The following is a 14904-nucleotide window of genomic DNA, read 5'->3' as shown; positions in this document are numbered from 1 at the left end:
CCGCCGGGTACGCCGCAACCCGAGCGGGCGTCGCGCACCTGAACATCACTCCAACGGCGCCCCGCCGTACGAGACCTCGTTCCCGTCCGGGTCGAAGAACGTCGCGTGCCGTACGCCGTTCTCGTACGTCTCCCGCGCGACCGGCTCGAGCCCGCGCTCGGCGATCCCTTTCAGGACCCCGTCGAAGTCCTCCACGAACAACGTGTGCTGCGCATGTCCCGCATGCTCCGGCACCACCTCGACGTACAGGAACTGATGCTCCCCCAACTCCCAGACGGCCTCGACGTCGTTCGGCAGAAAACTCGGCGGCCCACCCAACAACTTCTGGTACCACTCGACCGCGACGTCGTAGTCACTGACAGAAACCCCAGCAAACAGATCCATACCAGATCGTAGCGAAGCGCGCGTCGGCCGTTGGGCCTACGCGCGCTTCGCGAGGGATCAGGCGGGGGCGTCGCCGTGGTCCGGGATCTCCAGCTGTACGCCGCCCTGGAGCGCGGACTGGTGCGCGAAGATGCCGGGCAGCGTGTAGCGGGCCGAGACCCAGGCGTTGATCGGCGGGAGGGTCTTGTCGGCGACCGCGCGGACGAAGTCGTCGGCGAGGAAGTGGTGCGAGCCCTCGTGGCCGTTGTGCAGACCGGCGAACTCCTTGGGGAGCCGCGAGCGGTCGTGGACCGGCGACAGACCGGACCGGAACGCGTCGCGCAGCGCCGGGTCGACGTTCGCCAGGTCGGCGTCGTCGTGCGAGCCGCTCGGCTTGGTCTCCATCAGGTGGCTGACGTCCTCGACGCCCTCCTTGTTCTGCCACAGGGTCGTCGTCGCGAGCTGCTCGAAGCTGCCCTCGGTACCGAAGACCCGCAGCCGGGACTCCCGGATGTGCGACGGGTACCCGACCCGGCGCATCTCGTTGGTCCGCATGATCCCGCCGTCGGCCAGCTTGAACAGCGCGGTCGCGTTCGAGAAGTCGTTGTCGAACTGACTGACGTCCTTGTCGAAGACACCGTCGCCGCGGTCGTCCTTGACGCCGATCGCCGACACGTGGGTGGCGTGCTGGCCGGTCACCGAGAGAACGTTGCCGACGGCATGCGTCGGGTAGAGCAGCGGCGGGAACGAGGCGGTCTTCTTCCAGTCCTCGCCACCGGAGTACTGGTACGCGGCGTAGAAGCCGAGGTCCATGTCGTGGACGTAGTCGCCCTCGGAGTAGAACACCCGGCCGAAGGACCCCTCGGCGAGCTTCTGCCGGCAGTACACCGAGGACGGGTAGTAGAAGCTGGTCTCGCCCATCATGTAGGTGAGCCCGGTCTCCTTGACCAGCTCGATGATCCGGGCGATCTGGTCGGCCTCGATCGCCATCGGGACCGTCGAGTACACGTGCTTGCCGGCCTCGAGCGCCTTGATCGCCATCTCACCGTGCAGCCAGCGCTGGGTGAAGATCGCGACCGCGTCGACGTCCGACTCGAGCATCTCCTCGAACGACGCGTGCGTGACCGTGATGCCTTGTTTGGCGGCCATCTCGGCGGTCCGCTCCGGGATGACGTCGGTCAGGCGGACCTCGGAGACGTCAGGATGCGCGGACCACAGCCGCAGGAAGGAGGGGGCGAACTGGCCGGCTCCGACCACACCGATGCTGATTCCCATGCGAGATAGGCAATCACACATTTATGTTCCACGGAAGAACATATTCGCACGTTGATTTCTGTGCCCTAGGTCACTTCGTGCACCAGCTCCGTACGGCGGGGCGGCGCGGGCACGGAACTGGTGCACAAAGTGCGCTGGATCAGGGGGCGGGTCGGGGGCGAGTCGGGGGGGCGAGTCGGGGGGTGCGGGGCAGGGGTCAGGGGGTGGGTCGGGGGGTGAGGAGGTGGGGGTTGTCGGTGGTGATGCCGTCAACGCCTAGGGCGGTGGCCTCGGCCAGGGTGGTGGCGTCGGGGATTGGCCAGGCGGTGACCTTGAGGCCGGCGGCGTGGAGTTCCGCGACGCCGGCGGCGGTGAGGCCGGCGATACCGCACATCGACCAGGTCGCCCCGGCGGCGCGGGTGCGGGCGATTACCTCGGGGATCTCCGGCGTACGGCCGAAGATGTGCCCGGTCTCGACCTCCGGGAACAGCTCGCGGACGGCGACCAGGATCTCCGGGTGGAACGAGGTCACCACGGTCCGCGCGGCCAGGGCCGGGTCGGACTTCAGCGACTGCGCGAGCAGCGGTACGGCGGCCTCCGCCTTCACCTCCGCCTGGATCCGGATGTCCACCGCGGCGACGACCTCGGACCACGTCGGCACCTGCTCGCCGTCGCCCGCGTCGAGCGCCCGGATCTCGGCGAGCGTCAGCGCCGCGACCTCGCCGGTCCCGGACGTCGTCCGGTCGACGGCCGCGTCGTGCATGATCACGAGCTCACCGTCCGCGGTCACCCGCAGGTCGAGCTCGATCTCGTCGCAGCCGTCGGCGACCGCCCGCCGGAACGATCGCAGCGTGTTCTCCGGTTCCGTCCCGAGTGCGCCCCGGTGGCCGGTGATGATCACAGAACCTTCTCCTCGTAGAGCCGTTTGACCTCGTCGCCGATCGCCTCGAGCCGCTTCGCGACCGAGCCGAACACCTTCTGGGGTTTGGCGTTGTCCGCGTAGATCTGCTGCAGCCCGGTGTAGATCTGCACGTTCGCGTTCCGCCCGTACAGCCGGATCGCGTCTTGTTGCCGCGCGTTCTGAAGTTGCGCGATCGCCACACCGTAGTTCGGCTGCTCGGCGATCAGCTTCTTCAGCTCGGCGTCCTCGCGGGCCTTGTTCACCACCGGAAGGTAGCCGGTCTGGGTCGTCCACCACGCCGAGTTCTCCGGCAGCGCGAGGAACGCCAGGAACTTCGCCGCGGCCTGCTTGCGCTCGGCCGAGATGTTCCGCAGCATTCCGATCCCACCGCCGCCGGTCGCGATCCCGGCCGCGACCTCGGACGGGATGAACCCGGCGCCGACCTTGAACTTCGCCTTGCTGGTGATGGTCTTCATGCCACCGGTCGACTCCTGGATCACGCCGACCAGCCCGTTCGCGAAGTCCGTGCTCGGGCTGCTCGCCATGTACGCCGCCCCGAGGTCGTGCACCATCGACCGCTGCCACTCGCCGGCCGCGACCGCGCCGGCCTCGTCGATCGTGACGTCCAGCCCCTTGGAGTAGGCGCCGCCGAACTGCCACACGTTCCCCTGGAACTGCCAGTCGCCGTCGATCTTCGCGAACGCGATCGTCCGCATCGACCGGCCGCCCGACTGCACCTTCGCCAGTTCGGGCACCCACGACCGCAGCTCGCTCCAGGTCCGCGGCGCGCGGTCCGGCAGCCCGGCCTTCGCGAACGCGTCGCGGTTGTAGTAGAGGATCGGCGTACTGCGGGCGAACGGGACCGCCCAGCTCTTCCCCTTCACGACGTACTCGCCGAACAGCTTCTCCTGGTAGACACCAGGACCGAACCCGTCGGTGAAGTGGTCGTTCAACGGCTCGAGCGCGTCGTTCAGGAAGAACCGTTCCCAGGTGACATCGGACAGTACGGCGAGATCCGGCGCCTGCTTCGCGACCAGCGCGGCCGCGACCTTCTGCGCCACGTCGTCGTAGCTGCCCTGGAACTGCACCTCGGCGTACACGTCGGCCTGCGATTCGTTGAACTTGTCGACGAGTTTGCCGACCGCCTTGCCGTTCACGCCGCCGTACGACGACCACAGCACCACCCGGGTGCGGTTCGCGTACTGCTTCGGCACGGATCCGGCCGGCTGTGAATAGATCGCGTCGACGGACCGGTAGCCACATCCGGCCAGCGAGAGTCCTGCGGTGACTCCGAGGAAAGTACGACGTCGCATGCTCATCCCTTCAGAGCTCCGGCCGTGATGCCACCGACGATGTAGCGCTGGGCGATCAGGAAGATCAGCAGCATCGGCGCGAGCACCAGCAGCGTGCCGGCCATGATCGTGCCCCAGGCCGCGAGGCCCTCCTCGTCCTTGAGGATCAGCAGCCCGACGGGCAGCGTCCGCATCGACGCGGTGTTGGTGACGATCAGCGGCCAGACGAAGTTGTTCCACTCCTCGACCGCGGTGATCACGACGACGGTGATCAGCATCGGCTGCGACATCGGCAGCACGACCCGCCACAACGTCCGCAGGTGTCCGGCGCCGTCGACCGCGGCCGCGTCGGTGACCTCGGTGGGCAGGGTCAGGAAGTGCTGCCGCATCAGGAAGGTCGCGAACGCGGACCCGATGCCCGGGATGATCAGGCCGGCGTAGGTGTTGATCCAGCCGAGCGTCGCCACCGTCAGGTAGTTCGGCAGCAGCGTCACGTGGCCGGGCACCATCATCGCGCCGAGGACCAGGAAGAACAGGATCTTCTTGAACGGGAACCGCAGGTAGGCGAACGCGTACGCCGTCAGCACGGCGTTGATCACCTTCAGCGCGGTCCCGGCCACGGTGATGATCGTGGAGTTCAGGAAGAACCGGTCGAACGGCGCGGCCTTCCAGGCCAGGCTGAAGTTCTCCCAGGTCAGGTGCGGCCACCACGCCGGCGGCCACTGGTAGATCTGGCTCGGTTCCTTGACCGCCGTGGACAGCAGCCAGTAGAGCGGCCCGAGGAACACGGCCGCCACACCGACCAGTACGACGTACTGGATCGCGCGTGTCTTCATCGGTAGTGCACCCGCCTCTCCATCACCCGGGCCTGGACCGTGGTGACGACCAGCAGGATGACGAACATGATGATCGACAGCGTCGCCGCGCGGCCCGCGTTGAACGCCTGGAAGCCTTCGTTGTAGATCGACCAGCTCAGCGTGGTGGTGGCATCACCAGGGCCACCACCGGTCATCACCGCGATCACGTCGAACGCCTGGAACGTGCCGATCACGGTGGTGATCAGCAGGAAGAAGGTGATCGGGGCGAGCAACGGCAGCTTGATCGACCGGAACCGGGTCCAGGTCGAGGCGCCGTCGATCGCCGCTGCCTCGTCGAGCTCCTTCGGCAGGCCCTGCAGGCCGGCCAGGTAGATCAGCGCGGCGAAGCCGACGTTCTTCCACAGGTAGACGATGACCAGGCCGGGCAGCGCCCAGTCGGAGCTGTTCATCCAGTCCGGTGGCTCGGCACCGAACGGTTCGATCAGCGCCCGCATCAGGCCGTACCCGGGGTCGAAGATGAACGCCCAGATGGTCGCGACCGCCGCGCCGGACAGGATGTGTGGCGCGAACGCGATCGTCCGGACCGCGCCGCGGCCCTTCAGCGGCAGGTTGAACAGGAACGCGAGCGCCAGCCCGATCACCAGACTGCCGATCACGATCAGGCCGGTGAACACGACCGTGATCCACAGCGTCTTGTGGAACGCCGGGTCGGTCAGGGTACGGCCGTAGTTCGCGAGCCCGACGAACTTCGGGCGCGCGGCGATCATGTTCCAGTCGGTCAGACTGAGGAACGCGTTGTAGATGATCGGCCAGTACGCGAAGACCGCGATCACCAGCAGGTTCGGCGCCACCAGCAGCGCGAAGAGCCCGTACTCACGGCGTCTGCGGCGCTTCAGCTGGTCGTTGCCTTCAGCAACTTGCCGTGCGTCCGGATGGGTCCGGGCCGGCAGATCTACTACCGTCACACCGACCTCCTGAGTAGTTCGAGAAGCGGGGCTGCCACCGAAGGTGCGGCAGCCAGGATGCCTTGTGGAAAAGCCGTTCCGGGTCCACGGACCACGGTCGCGCCGGATTCGCGGGCGATCAGGGCGCCGGCGGCGACGTCCCACGGCTGGATGACGTGCTCGTAGTACGCGTCCGCCGTACCGTCGGCGACCGAGCAGAGGTCGAGGGCGGCGGATCCACCGCGGCGGATGTCGCGGACCAGCGGGAGAAGTTGCCGGAGGTACTCCGCCTGCTCGGCCCGCCGCTCGGGAAGGTACGAGAAGCCCGTGCTCACGAGGGCCGTCGCCAGCTCACGATCCCGTGACCGCGGACCCAACCGTTCACCGTCACGGTAGGCGCCGGCGTCGCGGGTGGCGGACCACGTCGTACCGGTGCGCGGTTGGTGGACCACACCGGCAAACGCCCCGTTCGAGTCCTCGACGGCGATCGAGACACACCAGTCGAGGCGGCCGTACAGATAGTTGACCGTCCCGTCGAGAGGGTCGATCACCCAGGTCAGGCCGGTGGTCGAGGGGCGGGAAGCACCTTCCTCGCCGAGCAGTCCGTCGCCGGGGCGTTCCGCGCTGATGCCGTCGGTGATCAGCTTCTCCGAGGCACGATCGGCCGCGCTGACCGGATCGCTGACAGAACTTTTGGTTTCGACACCGGCGGCATCGATCGACAGACTCTGCTGACGAGCCAGGAGCTCCGCACCCGCCGCGGTGGCCAGCCGAACGGCCAGCTCACGCAGGTCAACGGGGTTCAAGGCTGCGGGCATGCCGGTGAAATTATCACCGAACGATGGTTACGTATAGAGAATCACTGTGATTTTCTCACGAAGATCACATCCAGAAGCAGAATCGTTGCAATCCCGCCGACGAGCAGCCCCAGCCGGTGCAGTCCGCCGTCGGTCGCGGGCCCGGCGAACACGAGCGCGATCGCCGCGGCCGCCAGGTTCGCCCCGACGTACTGCGAGGTGCGGAACAGGCCCGCCGCGGCGCCGGCGACCTCGGGCGGCGCGGCGCGGTACACGGCCAACTGGTTGCCGAGACCGTTGAAACCGTTGGGTACGCCAAGGATCGCACTGATCAGCACGAGCACGACGATCGGCGTACCGGAGTGGACTCCGAACGCGAGGGCGGCGCCGCCGACCAGCAGACCGGCCGAACCGATGACCAGCAGCAGCCGGTCACCGTGGTGCCGGGCCAGCCGGGTCGCGATCGCGACGGTGATCGCGCCCAGCGTGGCGATCGGCAGCACGATCAGGCCGACCCGCGTCGGGTCGAGGCCGCGAGCCTGCTCGAGCCAGCCGGGGAGACCGTAGAAGATCGCGTAGAAGGCGACGTACGTGAGCATTGTGCGCAGGTAGCCGAGGGAGAGCGGTGCACTGCGGGCGAGCAGCCGGACATCTACGAACGGGCTGGTAGTGCGGCGCTCCCAGCCGATGAAGACGGCGATCAACGGGACTGCCACCGCGAGCAGCCACCACATCGGACGGGTGGTGAGCGAGAGCAGCACGAGCATCAACGCGGTCATCGCGAGTGTGAAGAGAACCAGCCCGAGAAGGTCGATCTCACGCCAGAGCTTCCGGTCGTCGTCCGCCGGCCGCGGCGGGTCCTTGGGGACGAGACGCAGTACGGCGATGCCTGCGATGGCCGCGACCGGGAGGTTCACGAGGAAGATCGCCTGCCAGTCGAACGCGCCGACCAGGAAACCACCGACGCTCGGGCCGAGCGCTGCCGACGTCTGCGCGAAGACGGACAGCAAGCCGAGGGCACCGACCGCGGAGGCCTTGCGGCGGTCGGCGATGCGGCGGATCATCGCGACGCCGGACGGGAACTGCGCGCCGGTGCCGATGCCGAGCAGCACGCGCGCGGCGATCAGCCAGCCGAGGCTCGGCGACAGTGGGGCGAGCGCGGACACCACCGCGACCAGCGCCAGCCCGGCCAGGAACACGCGCCGAGCCCCGAGAAGATCAGCCAGCCGCCCGGCGGTCGGCGCCGAGACCGCGGTCGCGAGGTACAGCCCGGAGACCAGCCACTGCGTCTCCGTCCCGGCGTGGAAGTCCGCGCCGATCGCCACCAGCGCGACCGCGATCATCGACGAGTTCAGCGGTTGCAGCAGCGTGCCGAGGCCGACCGAGGACGCATACCTGGCCGGGAGCGTCCCGGTCCGCACCTCCTGCTCCTCGACCACCTTGGTCATTGGGGCACCTCGGAGAGTTTGTCCATGAGGCGGCTGGCCAGGTGGAGGAGGTCTTGCTCCGTGGGGGTGAGGGTGGCGTCCATCGCCTTGGCGAGGAACGTGTCCCGGCGGCGGCGGTCCTCGCGGACTAGCGTGCTGCCGGCGGCGGTGATCTTGAGTAGAACCTGCCGCCGGTCAGTGGGATTGTCAGCACGGCTGATCAATCCAGAGGTGACGAGCTCGGTCGTAGCGCGCATCATGGTCTGCGGCGTGACCCGCTCGGCGGCCGCCAGTTCCGCGTTCGTCTTGGGACCCTCGCGCTCCAGCCAGCCCAGCGCATTGAGCTGGGAGTAGCTCACCTCCCCCTCGGGACGCTCCTGACGCAGCCGGCGGACCAGCCGGAACAGGCTGGTGCGGATCTCGTGGGCGGCAGCATCCGAAGCAGGCATACCATCAGCTTAGCTGATGATCTCAATCATCGTCGTCGTTGCGCAGACGCACCCCGGTGACCCCGTCCAGGTCGTCCAGTGCGAGCACCAGGTTCTGCAGCGGCGGCCGGCCGGAGAACCGCATCGACGCCCGCACCTGCGGCCGCGACCCGTCCCGGTGTACCTCGGTCCCGAGCACCGACGCCTCGAAGCCCATCGACGTCGCGGTCGACAGGATCGATCGGAGTACGCCGGCGCCGTCGTCGTACCGGACCGTCACGACGCGGCGGCGGTCCGGGGACGGCAGGAAGCGGGCCAGGCGGGCGAACGGGCCGACCGCGACCAGGTGCAGGACGGTCGCGGCGACCGCGAGGACCGGCATCCCGGCACCGCAGGCCATCCCGATCGCGGCGGTCATCCAGATCGTCGCCGCCGTGGTGAGCCCGCGGACGACGTCGCGACGCATGAAGATCACCCCGGCGCCGAGGAAACCGACGCCGGAGACGATCTGGGCCGCGATCCGGGACGGATCCAGGTTGACTTCGGTCCCGAGCACGGCGGTGAAGCCGAAACCGGAGACCAAGGTGAACAGGGCCGCGCCGGTGCCGACCAGGGTGTGCGTCCGCATGCCGGCGCTCTTCTGCCGCATCTGGCGCTCGATGCCGATCAGCATCGAGAGCACGAACGCGATCAGCAGGAGCAGGAGTTCGGTCCAGGTACTGGACGTTTGGAGTTTCATGATTCGAATCCGGTGCCCGGCTTTACGCGGACACCAGTCCCACGGGGTCCTTTCCGTTGAGGAACGCGGCGACAGCCTCGGCGGCGATCGAGCCGGCCCGGTGCGCGGTCTGGCGGGTGGCGCCGGCCAGGTGCGGCGTCATCACGATGTTCGGAGCGGTCAGCAGCCGCGAACCCGCCGGCAGCGGCTCGGCCGGGAACACGTCGAACGCCGCCGCCCCGAGCTGCCCGGACTCCAGCGCATCCACGGTCGCCTCGTAGTCGAGCAACCCACCGCGCGCGGTGTTCACCAGTACGGCGCCCCGCGGCATCGACGCGATCTGTTCGGCACCGATCATTCCGCGGGTCTGGTCGGTCAGCCGCGCGTGCAGACTCACCACGTCCGACCGCCGCAGCAGTTCGTCGAGCTCCACCAGCTCGATCCCGTCCGGGGCCTGCGCGACGAAGGGGTCGGCGACCAGGACGCGGGCACCGAAGGCGAGCAGGACGCGGGCGACCCGCTGCCCGATCGCGCCGTACCCGATCAGGCCGACCGTCGAGCCGTCCAGCTCGACGCCGCACTCGTCGTACGCGTAGAGATCGGAACGCCACTCGCCCTGCTCGAGGGTCTTCTGCAGCCGCGGAAGGTTGCGCAGGGCCCCCATCATCAGCGCGACCGCGTGTTCCGCCGCGGCGACCGCATTCCGGCCGGGGGTCGACGCGACCGCGATCCCGCGTTCGGCGGCCGCGGCGACGTTCACGTTCACCGGACCGCCGCGGCAGACGACCAGGAAGCGCAGATCGGGCGCCGCGTCCAGGACCCGCTCGGTGAACGGGCCCATCTGGGTGACCGCGAGCTCGACCCCGGCCAGCGCCTCGATCAGCTGGTCCTCGGCGTCACTGGCCTCGTCCACCTCGGCGACCCGCCCGTACGGCGTCAGCGGCCAGGGCAGCGTCACCTCGCGGAACTCGAACCCGACGTCCGGGATCGTGCCCAGGGCCGCGGCCAGCAGATCGTTGCGCACGAAGTGGTCGCCGGCGAGCAGGGTCTTGACGGTTCTCATCGAACTCCCGTGAAAGTAGGTGCTGGGTCGGACCAGCGCGGGCGGGCCGCGTCGATGCGGCGCAGGTAGTGGGCATAGCCCTCGTCGTAGAACGCGGCACGCTCCGGATCCGGGTCGACCTGGCGGGTCTCCGCGAGCCACTCCGGGCCGGCGCTGTCCGGGTCGATCGCGCGGCGCGCGCAGATCACCGCGCCGCGGGCCGCGACCTGCTCGGCCTCGGCGGTGTGCAGCGGGGCGTTCAGTACGTCGGCGAGGATCTGGGTCCACTCGCTGCTCCGGGCGCCACCGCCGCACACCGTCACGCGACCGGTCCAGCCCGCCGCGTCCAGGCAGTGCCGGGCGGCGTACGCGATGCCTTCGCAGGTCGCGCGGACCAGGTCGGCGGTTGTGGTGGACAGCGAGATGCCGTCGATCGTGCCGCGGGCCCGGGTGTCGACGAACGGTGCGCGTTCGCCTGCTTCGGACAGGTACGGCAGCACGGTGACGCCCGAAGCGCCGGGCGGGCTGTCCGCGAGGAGCGAGGGCAACTGGTCGGTGCTGACGCCGACGAGGGCGAGCACACGGTCGAGGGCCGCCGTTCCGACCATGGCCGGCATCGCGCGGAGCCAGACGCCGGGAGTCCAGGTGCCGAGGAAGAGGCCGGCGGGTTCGCCGTCGACCGGGAGCTCGCGGGTGACGACCTGGCAGGCCAACGTCGTACCGACGGTCAGTAGGGCATCGCCGGGCTCGGTCACACCGGCACCGGCCGCCGCGGCCGGCAGGTCGTACGGACCGGCGGAGACCCTGGTGCCGCGGGCCATGCCGGTCGAATCGGTTCGCAGTTCGCCAACGGGACCTTCGGGCTCGACCGGCGCGAGCAGATGCCGCAGTTCGGTGAGACCCGTCGCGGCCAGCGCTGCGTCGTCGTACGCGTTCGTGCGCGGGTCGAGGAACGGCGCCGACGCGTCCGAGACATCGGTCGCCCGGACGCCGGTGAGCTGCTGCATCACGACGTCCTTGCAGTACGCCGCCGTACCGGCGCGGGCGATGACGTCGGGTTCCTCCGCGAGTACGGCGGCCAGCAGCGGTCCCGATGCGCCCGGGAACATGCGGTTCCCGGAACGGCGGAACACGTGTTCCGCGGTCCCGTCCGTGGTCCAGCGCTCGAGGATCGCGCTGCTCCGCGCGTCCAGCCACGAGATCGCCGGGCGGGCCGGCGTACCGTCGGCGTCGACGAGCCACAGGCCGTCGCCCTGGGCGGTGATCGCCAGCACGCCGGGACGGTCCCCCACCGTTCCGGCCAGCTCCTTCACCACCTCGTTGACCGAGGCAACGATCTCCGCGGTCTCGTGCTCGAACCGGCCGGTCGCGGGCCGGACCAGCCGGGTCGGCCGGGAGGCCACCGCCACCGGACGGCCTGCGTCGTCGAAAGCGACCGCCTTGGTCACCGTGGTACCGACGTCGACGCCGACATCCATACGCCCCTCCTAGATTTTGGCGACCTCCACGGTCGCGCCGTGGTCGCGCAGCGGGGTGATCAGGTCTTCGGGGGTCTTCTCGTCCACGACGACGATGTCGAAGTCGGTCAGCGGGGCCAGCCGGTGCAGGGCGGTGCGCTGCAGCTTGCCGTGGTCGACGAGCAGCACCTTGGTCTTCGCCGAGCGCAGCATGGCCCGCTTCACCAGGACGATCTCCTCCTCCTGGTGGAACGCGTGCGTCGACGACACCGCCGACACCGAGCAGAACAGCAGGTCGGTGTGCAGCGCCTCGACGGCCTCCGCGCACGGCATCCCGCCGAACGAGTCGTGGGTCGGTGAGTAGATCCCGCCGAGCGCCAGCAACGTGATGTCCCGGAGCTGGGACAGCCGGTTGACGGCCGGCAGGAAGTTCGTTGCCACGGTCAACGGCGTGATGTCCTCGAACAGGTCGACCAGGGCCAGCGCGCTGGTCGAGTCGTCGAGCATCACCGACATCCCGGGCTCGATCATCGCCCGCGCGTGCCGGGCGATCGCGGCCTTCTCCGCGTGCGCGGTGTTCAGCCGGTACGCGACGTTGCTCTCGAACACGCTGGTCGGCTGCGCGCTGACGCCGCCGCGGTACTTGCGGACCACGCCTTGGCGCTCGAGCTCGTCCAGGTCGCGGTGCACGGTCATCACGCTCACGCCGAACGCCTCGACCAGGTCGTTGGCCGAGACCGAGCCGTGCTTCACGACGTACGCCGCGATCTCGGCCTGCCGGCGCGCGGGGCGGCTCAGTTCGGCGGTGTCGCCGTCGACATCCGATGTCATGCCAGGGTCTCCAAACGCAGTGCAGGAATCAGGGGTGGAACGTTGTACGCCTCGAGACCCACTGTGCCGTCCTGCCAACGGAAACGCACCAGTGCCGCGGGACCGAGTGCAGGTAGCAGTCTGCGGTAGTCGTTCAGCCGCAGTCCGAGCACCCTGCACACCAGCAGCCGGATCAGTGTGTTGTGAGCGACGACGAGCACCTTCTGACCCCGGTACTGCTTGCCGATCTCACCGAAGACCTCGTGCACCCGATCGGCCGCCGCGACCGGGTCCTCACCACCCGGGAAGTGGTTCCGCACCGGGTCGAGCTCGAACGCCTTGCCGACCGCCGGCGGCAACTCGGACAACATCTTGCCCTCGGCCGAACCGAAGTCGACCTCGCGGAGCCGCGCGTCCAGCGTCGGTGTCAGGCCGAGCGCTTCGGCCGTCGGGGTGATCGTCTGGCGGGCCCGGAGCATCGGCGACGCCCAGAGCACGTCCGGCGCGTAGCCGGCCGCCCACTCCTTGAGCTGCTGCGCCTGCCGGACCCCGACCTCGTCGATCGGGAGGTCCGTCGAACCGGTGTACCGGTTGCCGTGGTGCCATTCGGTCCGGCCGTGGCGGGCCAGGACGATCGTCGTCCTCATGCGCGGTACCCCCTGCGGTCGAGCTCGGCGACGAATTCGCCGTACAGATCGTCGAGTGGCCGTGCGCCCGGCTCGAGGACCCGGTCCACGCGCACCATCCGCCGCGCCGTACCGGTCAGGTCGTGCCCACCGGAGGCCGCCAGGACAGCCATGCCGTACGCCGGGTCCGGGACCGCGGGAAGTTCCACGGGTACGCCGAGCACGTCGGCGCGCAACTGGTTCCAGTAACCGCTCCGGGTGGCGCCGCCGGTCAGCGAGACCGAGCGCACCGGGTCGGCGCCGAGCGTCTCGAGGTGCTCGAAGGCGAGTCGCTCGATGAACGCGACGCCCTGCAGAACAGCGGCGTACGTGTGCAGGTCGTCGGGGGTGCTGCCGAGGGTGAAGCGTTCGGCCTGCGGCGCGACGAAGGGGAACCGCTCGCCGGTCTTGGCGATCGGGTACGTGACCGCGTCGATCGGGTGCGCGATCCGGTCCAGGGCGTCGAGGTCGGCTCCGGGAAGAAGCTCGGTCAGTACGCCGGCTCCGGTGCTGGACGCTCCGCCGGGAAGCCAGCCGCCGTCGGGGTGCCGGTGGCTGTAGACGGCACCGGTCGGGTCGGTGATCAGGTCGGCGCTGACGCCCTTGAGGACCAAGGTCGTGCCGAGAACCGAGTTCCAGGCGCCGGGCGCGAGGGCGCCGGCGGCGATCTGGGCGGCGCAGCCGTCGGTCATGCCGGCGTAGACGGGCACGCCTTCGGGGGTCCGGCCGAGCTCGGTGCCGGGGCGGACGACGTCGGGGAACAGGGTGAGCGGAAGGCCGAGTTTGTCGAAGGCCGCGGCCGGCCAGGCGTCGGCGATCAGGTCGTACCCGGTCTTGAGCGCGTGACTCGTGTCGGTCGCGACCGGCCGGCCGGCCAGGTGCGCGGCGACGAAGTCCGCGCTGTGGGCGATCCGGCGATCCGCGAGGTCGTCACCGTCCGCGACCAGATCGAGGATCTTCGGCAGCGCCCAGGTGGGTTGCATGCTCGTCGCCCAGCGATCCGGATCCGCGTCCACGATCTGACCGCGACGGGCGGCCGCGCGCGCGTCGTCGTACATCAGCGCCGGGGTGACGGGACGTCCGGCGCGGTCGGTCAGCAGGAAGGTGCCGGAGGTGGAGCAGATCGCGATGCCCTCGACCCCGGCCGTGCCGACCTCCGCCAGGACCGCATCGACGGCGGTCAACCAGGACTGGGGATCCTGCTCATGCCGTACGCCGTCCCGATGGCTCGCGAGCGGGCGCGTTGCACGGGCCAGAACGCGCCCCTTGGCATCGGCCAGCACGGCCCGCACACTTTGCGTGCCGAGGTCGAGACCGATCCAGGCCACGAGGCGCCTCCCAGGTGAGTGTTATCGACGTTGATAACATAACACCAGAAGACGATAAGAACGCGCCAGCCCCCGGCCGGACCCGGACAGAAAACGGCTCCCGCGCGGACGAACCTGCGGGAGCCGGGAGACCGCTGTCGGTCAGCAATGCCTGTCGATCAGGAATGCATCAGGATCACGGCCGGGTCGATCGTGGCCAGCTCGAGCCGGCCGGCGTCGACGGCGCCGTACGCCCCGATCGGGCCGCTACTGCGACGGCCGCTGCGGTTGGTCCAGAAACCCCAGCCGGCCGGTGCGGCGGGCCAGGTCGGGTCGGGTGTCCAGCCGACCGGCGGTCGCCAGCTCGCGCTGGGCGGCTCCGGCCAATCGGGTGGCGGGTTGAACTTGTGCACGAGCGGGCCCCTTCGGATTCCCCAGCGATCCGCTGATCGCGACTGCCTGACAGATCAACGACCTGGCGCGCCGAACGTCACGAACAAATCTTCGTAAAGTTTCGGCCGGCACACGGCCACCTATCCCACCACCGGAACCACCGCCCGGCAACCGTGCTCTCACCTGCCGGACTGCATGTGCATCGGCACCCGCACTTGTTGCCTTATCCACAGATTTCGGGCAGTTGTCCACAGCAATCACCCGCATATCCACGGAACCTACGCTTTA

General features: G+C 69.3%; 16 protein-coding genes. All 16 read right to left on the bottom strand.

Going from position 1 to position 14904, the window contains the following annotated elements:
* Window positions 1-45 precede the first annotated feature (45 nt).
* A complete protein-coding gene (locus tag ACFYRH_RS07835; RefSeq protein ID WP_387769837.1) occupies window positions 46-384 on the bottom strand; it encodes a VOC family protein in 339 nt (112 codons plus the stop codon).
* Window positions 385-441: 57 nt separating this feature from the next.
* Window positions 442-1638 (bottom strand): Gfo/Idh/MocA family protein, encoded by a 1197-nt coding sequence (locus ACFYRH_RS07830; protein ID WP_387769834.1) that lies wholly within the window; start codon window positions 1636-1638, stop codon window positions 442-444.
* A gap of 196 nt (window positions 1639-1834) precedes the next feature.
* Window positions 1835-2518 carry a glycerophosphodiester phosphodiesterase gene (locus ACFYRH_RS07825; protein WP_387769831.1) on the bottom strand — a complete coding sequence of 228 codons (684 nt, stop codon included), beginning with the start codon at window positions 2516-2518 and terminating at the stop codon, window positions 1835-1837.
* On the bottom strand, window positions 2515-3831 hold the full coding sequence (locus ACFYRH_RS07820; RefSeq protein WP_387769828.1) for an ABC transporter substrate-binding protein: 1317 nt from the start codon (window positions 3829-3831) through the stop codon (window positions 2515-2517). The genes ACFYRH_RS07825 and ACFYRH_RS07820 overlap by 4 nt, the downstream gene beginning before the upstream one ends.
* 2 nt (window positions 3832-3833) lie before the next feature.
* Window positions 3834-4646 carry a carbohydrate ABC transporter permease gene (locus ACFYRH_RS07815; RefSeq protein ID WP_387769825.1) on the bottom strand — a complete coding sequence of 271 codons (813 nt, stop codon included), beginning with the start codon at window positions 4644-4646 and terminating at the stop codon, window positions 3834-3836.
* Window positions 4643-5593 carry a carbohydrate ABC transporter permease gene (locus ACFYRH_RS07810; protein ID WP_387769822.1) on the bottom strand — a complete coding sequence of 317 codons (951 nt, stop codon included), beginning with the start codon at window positions 5591-5593 and terminating at the stop codon, window positions 4643-4645. Before ACFYRH_RS07810 ends, ACFYRH_RS07815 begins: the two co-directional genes overlap by 4 nt.
* Window positions 5590-6390: an inositol monophosphatase family protein gene (locus ACFYRH_RS07805; protein WP_387769819.1), complete on the bottom strand. Its 801-nt coding sequence runs from the start codon at window positions 6388-6390 to the stop codon at window positions 5590-5592. The genes ACFYRH_RS07810 and ACFYRH_RS07805 overlap by 4 nt, the downstream gene beginning before the upstream one ends.
* A 41-nt stretch (window positions 6391-6431) precedes the next feature.
* A complete protein-coding gene (locus tag ACFYRH_RS07800) occupies window positions 6432-7817 on the bottom strand; it encodes an MFS transporter (protein WP_387769817.1) in 1386 nt (461 codons plus the stop codon).
* A complete protein-coding gene (locus ACFYRH_RS07795) occupies window positions 7814-8245 on the bottom strand; it encodes a MarR family winged helix-turn-helix transcriptional regulator (protein ID WP_387769814.1) in 432 nt (143 codons plus the stop codon). Before ACFYRH_RS07795 ends, ACFYRH_RS07800 begins: the two co-directional genes overlap by 4 nt.
* A gap of 22 nt (window positions 8246-8267) precedes the next feature.
* Complete coding sequence (locus ACFYRH_RS07790) at window positions 8268-8963, bottom strand: MgtC/SapB family protein (protein ID WP_387769811.1); 696 nt, start codon at window positions 8961-8963, stop codon at window positions 8268-8270.
* 22 nt (window positions 8964-8985) lie between these two features.
* Entirely contained in the window at window positions 8986-10005 is a 1020-nt protein-coding gene (locus ACFYRH_RS07785) for a 2-hydroxyacid dehydrogenase (protein WP_387769808.1), read from the bottom strand.
* Entirely contained in the window at window positions 10002-11462 is a 1461-nt protein-coding gene (locus ACFYRH_RS07780) for an FGGY family carbohydrate kinase (RefSeq protein ID WP_387769805.1), read from the bottom strand. Before ACFYRH_RS07780 ends, ACFYRH_RS07785 begins: the two co-directional genes overlap by 4 nt.
* A gap of 9 nt (window positions 11463-11471) precedes the next feature.
* Entirely contained in the window at window positions 11472-12272 is an 801-nt protein-coding gene (locus tag ACFYRH_RS07775; RefSeq protein ID WP_387769802.1) for a DeoR/GlpR family DNA-binding transcription regulator, read from the bottom strand.
* Complete coding sequence (locus ACFYRH_RS07770) at window positions 12269-12898, bottom strand: histidine phosphatase family protein (RefSeq protein WP_387769799.1); 630 nt, start codon at window positions 12896-12898, stop codon at window positions 12269-12271. The genes ACFYRH_RS07775 and ACFYRH_RS07770 overlap by 4 nt, the downstream gene beginning before the upstream one ends.
* On the bottom strand, window positions 12895-14244 hold the full coding sequence (locus tag ACFYRH_RS07765) for an FGGY-family carbohydrate kinase (RefSeq protein WP_387769797.1): 1350 nt from the start codon (window positions 14242-14244) through the stop codon (window positions 12895-12897). Before ACFYRH_RS07765 ends, ACFYRH_RS07770 begins: the two co-directional genes overlap by 4 nt.
* Before the next feature lie 158 nt (window positions 14245-14402).
* Window positions 14403-14636, bottom strand: a complete 234-nt coding sequence (locus ACFYRH_RS07760; protein WP_387769794.1) for a hypothetical protein — start codon at window positions 14634-14636, stop codon at window positions 14403-14405.
* Window positions 14637-14904 lie beyond the last annotated feature (268 nt).

This window comes from Kribbella sp. NPDC004875 (assembly GCF_042873375.1).
In the GTDB taxonomy this organism is placed as follows: Bacteria; Actinomycetota; Actinomycetes; order Propionibacteriales; family Kribbellaceae; genus Kribbella.
This window is presented reverse-complemented; position numbering and strand designations above follow the sequence as displayed.

Excerpts from the sequence above, each read along its gene's own strand:
- ACFYRH_RS07820 (WP_387769828.1), bottom strand. The coding sequence starts at position 3,831 with ATGCGACGTCGTACTTTCCTCGGAGTCACCGCAGGACTCTCGCTGGCC.
- ACFYRH_RS07795 (WP_387769814.1), bottom strand. The coding sequence starts at position 8,245 with ATGCCTGCTTCGGATGCTGCCGCCCACGAGATCCGCACCAGCCTGTTC.
- ACFYRH_RS07815 (WP_387769825.1), bottom strand. The coding sequence starts at position 4,646 with ATGAAGACACGCGCGATCCAGTACGTCGTACTGGTCGGTGTGGCGGCC.
- ACFYRH_RS07805 (WP_387769819.1), bottom strand. The coding sequence starts at position 6,390 with ATGCCCGCAGCCTTGAACCCCGTTGACCTGCGTGAGCTGGCCGTTCGG.
- ACFYRH_RS07835 (WP_387769837.1), bottom strand. The coding sequence starts at position 384 with ATGGATCTGTTTGCTGGGGTTTCTGTCAGTGACTACGACGTCGCGGTC.
- ACFYRH_RS07800 (WP_387769817.1), bottom strand. The coding sequence starts at position 7,817 with ATGACCAAGGTGGTCGAGGAGCAGGAGGTGCGGACCGGGACGCTCCCG.
- ACFYRH_RS07775 (WP_387769802.1), bottom strand. The coding sequence starts at position 12,272 with ATGACATCGGATGTCGACGGCGACACCGCCGAACTGAGCCGCCCCGCG.
- ACFYRH_RS07780 (WP_387769805.1), bottom strand. The coding sequence starts at position 11,462 with ATGGATGTCGGCGTCGACGTCGGTACCACGGTGACCAAGGCGGTCGCT.
- ACFYRH_RS07830 (WP_387769834.1), bottom strand. The coding sequence starts at position 1,638 with ATGGGAATCAGCATCGGTGTGGTCGGAGCCGGCCAGTTCGCCCCCTCC.
- ACFYRH_RS07770 (WP_387769799.1), bottom strand. The coding sequence starts at position 12,898 with ATGAGGACGACGATCGTCCTGGCCCGCCACGGCCGGACCGAATGGCAC.
- ACFYRH_RS07785 (WP_387769808.1), bottom strand. The coding sequence starts at position 10,005 with ATGAGAACCGTCAAGACCCTGCTCGCCGGCGACCACTTCGTGCGCAAC.
- ACFYRH_RS07790 (WP_387769811.1), bottom strand. The coding sequence starts at position 8,963 with ATGAAACTCCAAACGTCCAGTACCTGGACCGAACTCCTGCTCCTGCTG.